Genomic DNA, 10,632 nt, shown 5'->3' with positions numbered 1-10,632 from the left:
GCAGGGAACCGGCGCCGCGCGGCCAGTTATTGCTGGCTGACCACGCCTATTGTGCGGCCAGACCGTTACGTCGGATCACATCGGCGTACCACCTGGCGCTCGACTTGGGGATCCGAAGCTGGGTGTCGTAGTCGACGTGGATCATGCCGAAGCGCTTCGAATAGCCCCAGGCCCATTCGAAATTATCCATCAAAGACCATGCGAAGTAGCCCCGCACCGGCACTCCGTGGGAGATTGCCTCGTGACAGGCGCGCAGGTGAGCGTCGAAATAGGCCAACCTGTCCGGATCATCGACTTTGTCGTTGACGACGTCGTCGACGTAGGCCGAGCCGTTCTCTGTGATGTAGATCGGCACCTCGGGGTACTCGCCGTTGACCCGGCGCAGCACCTCCACCAGGCCAGGAGCGTCGACCTCCCACCCCATGTCGGTCACCGGGAGCCCGCGGGTGACAAATCGGATCCGCTCGCTGCCCGGCCAGCAGGACGGCTCGTCGGCCGCGTCCGGTACCGGCGCACCGCTGACCACGTGCCGGCTGTAGTAGTTGATGCCGAGAACGTTCAACGGAGTGGCGATGACATCCAGATCGCCCTCGCGGACATGGGCCAGATCGGTCACCGGTTGCAGGTCCGCCACCACGTCCTGCGGGTAGCGCCCGTGCAGGATCGGGTCCAGGAAGATCCGGTTGGCCAGACCGTCGATGCGCCGGGCCGCGTCGACATCGACCGCCGAGTCCGTCTCCGGCGACACCGCGTACAGGTTGAGCGTGACGCCGAAGTCGTGGTCCGGCCGGGCCGCGCGCATCGCCTGCACCGCCAGACCGTGGCCGAGCATCAGATGGTGGGCGGCTCGGACCGAGTCGGCGCCGTCGGTGATCCCGGGGGCGTGCACGCCCGAGCCGTATCCCAGGAAGGCCGAGCACCAGGGCTCGTTGAGCGTGGTCCAGTACCGCACCCGGTCACCCAGCGCCCCGTGCACCAGCTCCGCGTAGTCGGCGAACCTGGCCGCGGTGTCCCGGGCCGGCCACCCGCCGGCGTCCTCCAGCGGCTGCGGCAGATCCCAGTGGTAGAGGGTCAGCCACGGCTCGATGCCCTGGGCCAGTAGTTCGTCGACCAGCCGACGGTAGAAGTCCAGCCCGGCCTGGTTGGCCGTGCCGGACCCGTCGGGCTGCACCCGTGGCCAGGACACCGAGAACCGGTACGACTTGAGGCCGAGCTCGGCCATCATCCCGACGTCCTCGCGGTAACGGTGGTAGTGGTCGCAGGCCACGTCCCCGCTGTCCCCGCCGAGCACCTTGCCCGGGGTGTGACTGAAGGTGTCCCAGATGGACGGCTTGCGGCCGTCGACGTTCGCTGCGCCCTCGATCTGGTACGCCGCGGTGGCGGCACCCCAGAGGAATCCGGGCGGGAAGAGTAGCTGCCCGGAGCCTTCGCGGAACTCGGCGGTCTGCGGACTTGCTGCTTTGGTCACGACTTGACGGCGCCTTCCATGATGCCGCCGATGATCTGGCGGCCGAAGAGGATGAAAACAACGAACAGCGGGAGCGTCGCGATCAGCGTTCCCGCGAAGATCTGGGAATTGTCGGCGAAGTACGCCGAGTTCAGGCTGCGCAGGGATATCTGCACCGTCGGGTTGGTCGGGTCGGCGAGGACTACGAACGGCCAGAAGAACTGGTTCCACTGCTCCATGAAGGTCAGCAGACCAAGCACCGCAGCGGCCGGGCGCAGCGCCGGCACGACCACGTGCCAGAAGATCCGCCAGGTGGAGCAGCCGTCCACCCGGGCCGCCTCGATCAACTCGTTGGGCACTGCCTGTTCGGCGTACTGCCGCATCATGAAGATCCCGAAGCCACCGATGAGGAACGGCACGATCACCGACGGCATGCGATTCAGCCAGCCGAGCTCGGACATCAGGATGTAGAGCGGGAGCACGCCGAGCTGGATCGGGATCATCATCGAGGCGAGCACGACGAGCAGCAGCGCGTTCTTGCCCCGGAAGCGCAGTTTGGCGAAGGCGAAGCCGGCGAGTGAACCGAAGAAGACGGTCGCCACGGTGATGGTGCCGGACACCAGGACCGAGTTCATCAGCCCCTTGAGAATGTTGGCGTCCTGGTTGGCGAGCACCCGGCCGATGTTCTCACCGAGGTTGCCGCCGGGCAGGAACGGCGGTGGCCAGGCGTTGGCGGCGTCGTTGGTCCGCGACGCGATGACGATCATCCAGTAGAACGGGAAGAACGACAGGAGCACGCCCAGAATCAGGCCGAACCAGGTCAACGGGCTCGCCTTGAACAGCCGCTCCGAGGTCGACGACGGGCCCTTGCCGCGCTTGGGCTTGCTGGCCACGGGTTGCAGGGTTGCGGTGGTCATCGCGCCTCACTTGTCCGAGCTGATCCGGCGGGCCAGCAGATAGTTGACCAGCGACATGAACGCGATGAGCAGGAAGAGCAGCAGCGAGACGGCGCCCGCGTAGCCCCACTGGAACCGCTGGTTCATGACGTCGAGCAGATACATGGTGATCGTCTGGAACTGACCCTGGGAACCGCCGGAGATGCCGCCGGGTCCACTGGTGAACAGCAGCGGCTCGGTGAACAACTGCAGTCCGCCGATCGTCGAGATGATCAGGGTGAAGATGATGGTGGGTCGCAGCTGCGGCACGGTGATCGACCAGAACTGCCGGGTCCGCGACGCACCGTCGAGCGCGGCGGCCTCATACATGTCCTTCGAGATCGCCTGCATCGCGGCCAGGTAGATCAGCGCGTTGTAGCCGATCCACCGCCAGTCGACCATGGTGGAGATGGCGAACCAGGACCCGAGCTTGCTCGCCCGGAAGTCGATCGGTTCGACGCCGAACAGCGACAGCAGCCAGTTGACCAGACCAAAGTCCCGCGCGTAGATCATGGAGAAGATCAACGCGACGACTGCGGTCGAGGTGATGATCGGCATGGCGATGGCCAGCCGGAAGAATGTCTGTCCCTTGATCCGCCGGTTCAGCGCGTTGGCCAGCATCAGCGCGATCAGCAACTGCGGGACGGTGGACATCAGGAACATGCCGAACGTGTTGTAGACGGCGTTCCAGAACTGCGGGTCGTCGGTGATCAGCCGGACGAAGTTGTCCAGGCCGACGAAGCTGGTCTCAGCGTTGAGCGGCGACCGGTCGGTCAGCGCGATCCAGACGGTGTAGACGATCGGATAGACGCCGAAGATCGCGAAGATCACGAAGAACGGCAGGATGTAGAGGTAGGGGGAAAATTTGAGGTCCAGTCGGGTCAGCGAGCGGCGCCGGGCCGCCCCACCGCCGGCCGGACCCGCCCGGTGGCCGCGCGGCTGCGCCGACGCGGGGGTGTCTAGCTCCAGGCTCATCGGGAAAGTCCTTCAGTTGTACGGCGGCCGGCCGACGTCGGCCAGGGAGGTCAACGCGCCGCTGGCACCGCGACGCGGCGGGAGAGATGGCGCTGGCAGGTCCTGCCAGCGCCATCTCTCACCCGGGTTGTGACACCGCGTTATCGGCCGGCGGCCGTGCCGTTCGTGATGGCGTCCTGCCACCCCTCGTCCGGCGACTGGCCCTGCTCGACCGCCCGCAGCGCGTTCTCCACCGCAGTACGGACCGCCTGGTTCTTCGGGCCGAGGTAGACCGGCTTGAGCTCGCTGGCACCGGCGGCGAAGATCTCGCCGGTCGGGGCATCGGAGAAGTACTCGTTGACCGCCTCGGCGACCTTCGGGTCGGCCAGCGCCTGCGGCGCGGACGGCAGGTTGCCGACCGCCTCGAAGGCGGCGATGTGGCCCTCCGGGCTGGTCAGGTACTTGACCAGCTCGGCGGCGGCGGCCTGGTACTTGCTGGAGGTGGGCACCGCCAGGAACGAGCCGCCCCAGTTGCCGCCGTTACCCGGCGCCTTGGCGATGTCCCACTTGCCGGCGGCCTCCGGGCCGGCCTGGCCCTCGATGACACCGGTCATCCAGGCCGGGCAGGCGATGGTGGCGAAGGTGGCGTTCTTGAAGCCGGCGTTCCACTCGTTGGAGAACGACTGCAGGTTGTTCGACAGCCCAGCCTCGATCATGTCGGTGGTGAGGTCGAACGCGGCCTTCACGTCCGGGTTGCTCTCCATGACGAACTGGTTCTCAGTGTCGTAGTAGGTGTACCCGGTGCCCTCGCCGGCGATCTGGCTCAGCACCAGGTTGTAGAAGCTGGTCGCCGAGTCGACGAACGCCTTGTCCGGCGTGGCCTCCTTGAACTGCTCACCGACCGAGATGAAGTCGTCCCAGCTCGACCAGAGCGCGCCGACCTCTTCCCGGTCAGTCGGCAGACCCGCCGCTTCGAACAGGTCCGAGCGGTAACACAGGGCCATCCCGCCGACGTCGGTGCCAAGCCCCAGCACCTTGCCGTCGGGCAGCACGCCGGCTTCCCACTTCCACGGCAGGAAGTTGCCCTCGAGCTCGTTGGCACCGTGCTCACCGAGGTCGACGAACTTGTCGGCCTGGGCGAAGAACTGCGACATCGTGCCCTCTTCGATCGCCACCACGTCCCCGGCACCGGAGCCGGCGGTGATCTGCTGGGTGAGTCGGGTGTTGTAGTCGCCGAGGCCGAGGCCTACGCCTCGCTGCTGGACAGTGACGTTCGGGTTGTCGGCCTCGTACTGCTCGATCAACTCGTCGTATCCGAAGCCTGCGTCGCCGAAGATGTCGACGACCAGGGTGATCGGGCCGTCCGGATCTGAATCGGCGTCGTCGGAGCCGCAGGCCGTGGCCGTCAACATGACGGCCGAGGCGAGTGCGACCGCGGCGTACCGCCGGAGCGTGACGCTCATCCTGACCCCTCTCAAGGTCGCTTTCTGTGATGGGGGGTGACCGTGTGGTGTCCGCCGTGACAACGGGAACTGCATTGACGAAAAGGGTCCGTCGCCGCGGAGCGGGCACTGCACGACCGCGCTCCGCGGTTGGTCAAGCAAGTGACGTGGATCTCACTCACCCCGGCCGGGAGCGCTCCCATGAGATTGCCGGGAGGTTTCGGAGGTGTCAAGAGGCCGATGGGAGCGTTCCCATTTCGTTACTGCCAGATCCTGGGTGCTCCCGGGTCAGATTCGGGTCAGGCCGGCCGGTAGTCAGCCCAGCCGGGTGTCAGGTCAGCCGGGTGTCAGGTCAGCCGGCGCAGCAGGGTGGTGGCCCGCGCCGGGTCGAACCCGACCTGATCTAACGGCGTGCCCACCCAGTCGGTCATCTCTACGTGGCGCGGATGCGCCGGATCGGCGATCGCGGCCCGGAACTCGGTGTACCCGAAGGCACCACCGACGTCCTCCGGGGGACACGCCTGGTCCCCGTCGACACAGAGCGGATAGCGCATGTCCGGTTCGGGCGCGGTGACGTCCTCGACGACGACGTCGTGCTCCCACCAGTCGCCGAAGTCGTACGTGTAGCGGAACCGGGCCCCCTTGGTGGCCACGGCGTCCAACCGGGTGTCCAACTCGTCACGCAGCAGCAGTTCACCGGCCGGATCCGGCTCGCCGTACTGCGCTCCGTTGATCTCGAACGAGTGCAGGTGGCAGTCGCGCCAGCCCATCGCGTGCTGAATCACTCGGTGCACCCGGTCCAGCGTGTACCCGCCCGGCACCTGGACCCGGCGCCACACCGGCGGTGCGATGTCGGACAGGGTGACCAGCAGGTGGAAGATCTGACGGGGCATGGCCGCCCTTTCTCTGACCTAGGCTCGGACCCATGATCTGCACTGCGTGCCGGAGAGGCCAGCACGATGGGTGTCGGGGTGGTAACTGGTGCGACTGCCAGCACCGTACCTCCGCTCCGACCCCACCGGTCACCGGTCCGGCGGGCGAGTGACCGACCACCCGCCGGCCCCGGACACCCCGGCCCCGGGCCCGCCGGTCCGACGGTTCGGGCCACAGCCGGCCGGGTCCGCGCTGGACGACCCTGCCCTGATCGAGGCGTACGCCGTCGCGCCCCTCGATCACCTCAGGGTGAACTTCGTGACCAGCCTGGACGGGGCGGTCGCGGTGGCCGGCCGGTCCGCCGGACTGTCCGGACGCGCGGACAAACGGGTCTTCGGCGTACTGCGGATGCTCTGCGACGCGCTGCTGGTCGGTGCCGGCACCCTCCGCCGGGAGCAGTACCGGGCGCTGCGGCTGGACGACCGGCGCCGCCGCTGGCGGCAGCAGCACGGCCTCCCCACCCACCCCACCCTGGTCGTGGTCTCCGCCTCGCTCGATCTCGACCCGGACCAACCGGCCCTGGCCGACGCACCGGCGCGGCCGATCGTGCTCACCACCACCGACGCGCCAGCCGACCGGCGACGTCGACTGGCCCGGGTCGCGGAGATCGTCCCGGCCGGCGAGCGCACCATCGATCTGACCGCCGGGCTGAGCCGGCTGCGCGCCCGTGGCCACCGTCAGCTGCTCTGCGAGGGTGGCCCGATGCTGTTCGGTTCGCTGACCGCCGCCGATCTGGTCGACGAGCTCTGCCTGACGGTTTCCCCACTGCTCGCCGGTGCCGGTGCCGGCCGGATCAGCGCGGGTCCGGCCAGCCCCGTGCGGCAGCTGCGGCTGGGCCAGGTGCTGGCCGCCGACGACGGCACGCTGCTGCTCCGCTACACCCGGCCCGACCCCGACCCCGACCCCGACCACCCCAGGATCATGACTGTAAGTTAGCGAGCGATCACCCGCGGGCAGCGGGTCGGGTCGTCCGGAACCTACCGTCGGCGAATTCGGCCGGCCACACCGAGTCGGATGCCGTACTGGTCGTACCCGTGGGGCAGGATGCAACCCGTGGGCACGACGCAACCGGACTTCAGCGACCAGTCCATCACCACGAGTGACGCAACGCCGGAGGGTACGCCGGTGGGCCGGGTGCTGGGTACCGCCGACGCCACCCCCCTGCAGTTCTGGACCGCAGTCGGCCCCGGCAACTATCTGCAGCTGGACGACGTCGTGGTGACCCGCCGCGAGCTGCCGGGCGCCGAGCCGGTGACCATCGCCGGGGTGGTCACCCAGGTCCGGGCCCGCCACGAAGGGGCGCAGTTCGACTCCGACGTCTTCGCCATCGCCGACGGCACCCTGCCCGCCCAGGTGCAGGAGGCCGCCGAGATCACCGCCACCCGGGTCGATCCGGAGATCTACGTACCGCCGGAGCCGGGTGCCCCGGTGTGGCGGGCCCAGGGCGACGCCCGCGCCCGCGCCCTGCACTTCGACCGGATGGAACGCCGGATCCCGATGGGTACCGGCCGCGACGGGGTGCCGGTCTACCTCAACGCGGACTTCCTCGACGGTCAGCGCGGCGCGCACGTGTCGATCTCGGGCATCTCCGGCGTCGCCACCAAGACCAGCTTCGCCACGTTTCTGCTCTACTCGGTGTTCCGCTCCGGCCAGCTCGGCGGCGACGCGGTCAACGCCAAGGCGCTGATCTTCAACGTCAAGGGCGAGGACCTGCTCTTCCTCGACCACCCCAATGTCCGGCTCGATGAGGCGACGACCGCCGCGTACGCCAGGCTGGGCCTGCCCGCCGGGGCCTTTCCGGACGTGCGGGTCTACGCCCCGCCCCGGGCCGGCGATGCCTCCGGCACCCCCGACGTACAGAGCCGGCTCACCGGCGTGGACAGCTTCTACTGGACCGTCGCCGAGTTCTGCGACAAGCAGTTGCTGCCGTACGTGTTCGCCGACGCCGACGACGAACGCCAGCAGTACACGATGGTGGTGCACGCGGTCACCGCGTACCTGCGCCGGCACGCGCAACCCGCCGACGGCGGCATCAGCATCGACGGCCGGCGGATCGGCTCGTACGGGGATCTGGTCGACCACATCGTCGACCAGCTCGGCGACGAGGAGACCCGATCGGCCTGGGCCGGCTCGGCGGTCGGCATGGGTACGGTGAACGCGTTCGCCCGCCGGCTGATCGGCAGCAAACGCGACCTGGCCCGGCTGATCCGGGGCGACCTGGCCACCCGACGGCCGCACCAGATCAGCACCGACGACAGTGCCCAGGTGACCGTGGTCGACCTGCACAACCTGCCGGACCGGGCGCAGCGGTTCGTGGTCGGGGTGACGCTCAAGAACGAGTTCGACCGCAAGGAACGGGCCGGTACCGCCAAGCCGTTGCTCTTCGTCGTGCTCGACGAGCTCAACAAGTACGCCCCCCGGGACGGGTCGTCACCGATCAAGGAGGTGCTGCTCGACATCGCCGAGCGGGGCCGCTCGCTCGGGGTGATCCTGATCGGTGCCCAGCAGACCGCCAGCGAGGTGGAGCGGCGGATCGTCACCAACTCGGCGGTCCGGGTGGTCGGCCGGCTCGACCCGGCCGAGGCGTCCCGGCCGGAGTACGGCTTCCTGCCGGCGGTACAGCGGCAGCGGGTGCTGCTGGCCAAGCCGGGCACGATGTTCGTCAACCAGCCGGACATCCCGGTCCCGCTCTGCCTGGAGTTCCCGTTCCCGGCCTGGGCCACCCGCTCGTCGGAGGCCGGCGACGCACCGTCGGGCACGCTGCGCTCGATCGTGCAGGCCGCCGACCCGTTCGCGGTGGTCGGCGGTCGGTCCTCGGCCGACGACGACATCCCGTTCTGACCGTTCTAGCCGTTCTGACCCTGAGGTCGAGGAGGTTCCCCCGGATGCGGATCCTGCACACCTCCGACTGGCACGTCGGCAAGGTCCTCAAGGGACAGGCTCGGTTGACCGAGCAGATCCAGGTGCTCGCCCGGGTCGTCGAGATCGCCCGTGCCGAACGCCCGGACCTGGTGATCGTCGCCGGCGACCTGTACGACACCTCCGCTCCCGGACCCGACGCCACCCGGGTGGTCACCCGGGCGTTGACCGCGTTACGCGGCACCGGCGCCGACGTGGTGGCGATCGGCGGCAACCACGACAACGGGGCCGCGCTGGACGCGCTACGGCCGTGGGCCGACGCCGCCGGCATCACCCTGCGCGGCGCCGTCCGGGACAACCCGGACGAACATGTGATCACCGGCACCACCGGCGACGGCGAACCGTGGCGGCTGGTCGCGCTGCCGTTCCTGTCCCAGCGGTACGCCGTCCGGGCTACCGAGATGTACCAGCTGACCGCGGCCGAGGCCAACCAGACGTACGCCGACCACATCGCACGGGTGCTGGCCCGGCTCACCGATGGGTTCGGCGAGCCGGGCGTGGTGGATCTGATCACCGCCCACCTGACCGTGATCGGCGGGCGGTCCGGCGGCGGCGAGCGGGAGGTGCACACCGTCCTCGGGTACGCCGTACCGGCCACCGTCTTCCCGACCGGGGCGCATTACGTGGCGCTCGGCCACCTGCACCGCGCCCAGCAGCTCGAAGCGCCCTGCCCGGTGCGCTACAGCGGCAGTCCGCTGCCAATCGACTTCGGCGAGGAGGACAACGTCGGATCGGTCAGCATCGTCGACGTCACCGCCAGCACCGCCGCCCGGGTCCGCGAGGTGCCGGTGGACGCGGCGACCCCGCTGCGCACCGTCCACGGCACCCTCGACGAACTGGCCGCCGGCGAGCACGGCGACGCCTGGCTGCGGGTGTTCATCCGGGAGGCACCCCGGGCCGGGCTGCGCGAAGAGGTGCAGGCGCTGCTGCCCCGGGCGTTGGACGTGCGCATCGACCCGGAGTTCACCCGGGCCGCGTCCGCCGCCGGTGCGACGCACACCCCACAGCGGGCCGGTCGGGCACCCGGACAGCTGTTCGCCGACTACCTCGACGCGCGCGGGCACGGCGACGACGACGTACGGACCCTGTTCGACACGCTGTACGAGGAGGTGACCTCGTCGTGAGACCGCTGCGGCTCGACCTGGCCGGATTCACCGTGTTCCGAGAGGAGACCACGGTCGACTTCACCGACGCCGACTTCTTCGCCCTCGTCGGACCGACCGGATCGGGCAAGTCCAGCATCCTCGACGCGATCTGTTTCGCCCTGTACGGGGTGGTGCCGCGCTGGGGCAGCAGCCGGGGAATCGCATCCGCGCTGGCACCGTCGGCCACCGAGGCCCGGGTGCGGCTGGTGTTCGAGAGCGCCGGCAGTCGCTACGTCGCCACCCGGGTGATCCGTCGCGACTCGCGCGGCGCGGTCAAGACCGGCAACGCCGGCCTGCAGATGATGCCGCCCGGGTTCGACGTGACCCGGCTGGACACCGGGATGAGCCCGGACGATCTCGGCGAGGTGCTGGCCGGCACGCCCGCCGAGATGGAGCAGGCCGTGCTGGACGCGGTCGGGCTGCCGTACGAGCAGTTCACCACCTGCGTGCTGCTGCCGCAGGGCCGGTTCGCCGACTTCCTGCACGCCAAGCCGGCCACCCGACAGCAGATCCTGGTCAACCTGCTCGGGCTGCACGTCTACGAACGGGTCCGGGAGCGGGCCACCGCCCGGGCGGGGGCCGCCGAGGCGGCGGTCGCGGCGGTGGACCAGTTGCTCGGCGGGCTCTGCGACGCCGACGAAGCGGCGGTGGCGGCCGCGGCGCGTCAGGTCGACGCGATGCGGGCGTTGGCGACGGCCGTCGACGCCGCGCTGCCCCGGTTGACGCAGGCCCAGCAGGCGGTGGCGACCGCAGCCGACCAGGTGACGGCCCTCGACAGCGAGATCGGGCTGTTGGCCGGGGGGGGCGACCCAAAAGACAACACCCAGCCGGCCAACCAGGAAGGAGGAGACAAGAAT

At 69.4% G+C, this 10,632-nt stretch carries 9 protein-coding genes; 4 read left to right on the top strand and 5 right to left on the bottom strand.

Annotated elements, in window-relative coordinates:
* Positions 1 to 46: 46 nt before the first annotated feature.
* From ACXAHD_RS29000 to ACXAHD_RS28980, 5 genes are all read right to left on the bottom strand, one after another.
* Entirely contained in the window at positions 47 to 1,468 is a 1,422-nt protein-coding gene (locus tag ACXAHD_RS29000; protein ID WP_281554112.1) for a GH1 family beta-glucosidase, read from the bottom strand.
* Entirely contained in the window at positions 1,465 to 2,364 is a 900-nt protein-coding gene (locus ACXAHD_RS28995) for a carbohydrate ABC transporter permease (RefSeq protein WP_281554111.1), read from the bottom strand. The genes ACXAHD_RS29000 and ACXAHD_RS28995 overlap by 4 nt, the downstream gene beginning before the upstream one ends.
* A 6-nt stretch (positions 2,365 to 2,370) precedes the next feature.
* A complete protein-coding gene (locus ACXAHD_RS28990; protein ID WP_281554110.1) occupies positions 2,371 to 3,357 on the bottom strand; it encodes a carbohydrate ABC transporter permease in 987 nt (328 codons plus the stop codon).
* Between the two features lie 140 nt (positions 3,358 to 3,497).
* Positions 3,498 to 4,799: an ABC transporter substrate-binding protein gene (locus tag ACXAHD_RS28985; protein WP_281554109.1), complete on the bottom strand. Its 1,302-nt coding sequence runs from the start codon at positions 4,797 to 4,799 to the stop codon at positions 3,498 to 3,500.
* A 326-nt stretch (positions 4,800 to 5,125) separates the two neighbouring features.
* On the bottom strand, positions 5,126 to 5,671 hold the full coding sequence (locus ACXAHD_RS28980; RefSeq protein ID WP_281554108.1) for a plasmid pRiA4b ORF-3 family protein: 546 nt from the start codon (positions 5,669 to 5,671) through the stop codon (positions 5,126 to 5,128).
* Between the two features lie 232 nt (positions 5,672 to 5,903).
* Here ACXAHD_RS28980 and ACXAHD_RS28975 point away from each other — a divergent pair, with 232 nt between their 5' ends.
* The 4 genes from ACXAHD_RS28975 to ACXAHD_RS28960 all read left to right on the top strand — a co-directional run.
* On the top strand, positions 5,904 to 6,647 hold the full coding sequence (locus ACXAHD_RS28975) for a pyrimidine reductase family protein (RefSeq protein WP_289213554.1): 744 nt from the start codon (positions 5,904 to 5,906) through the stop codon (positions 6,645 to 6,647).
* 153 nt (positions 6,648 to 6,800) lie between these two features.
* Positions 6,801 to 8,552 carry an ATP-binding protein gene (locus ACXAHD_RS28970; RefSeq protein ID WP_281555525.1) on the top strand — a complete coding sequence of 584 codons (1,752 nt, stop codon included), beginning with the start codon at positions 6,801 to 6,803 and terminating at the stop codon, positions 8,550 to 8,552.
* A 44-nt stretch (positions 8,553 to 8,596) separates the two neighbouring features.
* Positions 8,597 to 9,754 (top strand): exonuclease SbcCD subunit D, encoded by a 1,158-nt coding sequence (locus tag ACXAHD_RS28965; protein ID WP_281554107.1) that lies wholly within the window; start codon positions 8,597 to 8,599, stop codon positions 9,752 to 9,754.
* Positions 9,751 to 10,632, top strand: an 882-nt coding sequence (locus ACXAHD_RS28960; RefSeq protein WP_475054588.1) for an AAA family ATPase, incomplete at its 3' end; no start/stop codon positions are given. The genes ACXAHD_RS28965 and ACXAHD_RS28960, both read left to right, overlap by 4 nt.

It is taken from the genome of Micromonospora sp. ABR4_055 (genome assembly GCF_056160425.1).
The sequence above is the reverse complement of the archived record's forward strand: the minus strand, read 5'-3'. Positions and strand labels throughout refer to the sequence as shown.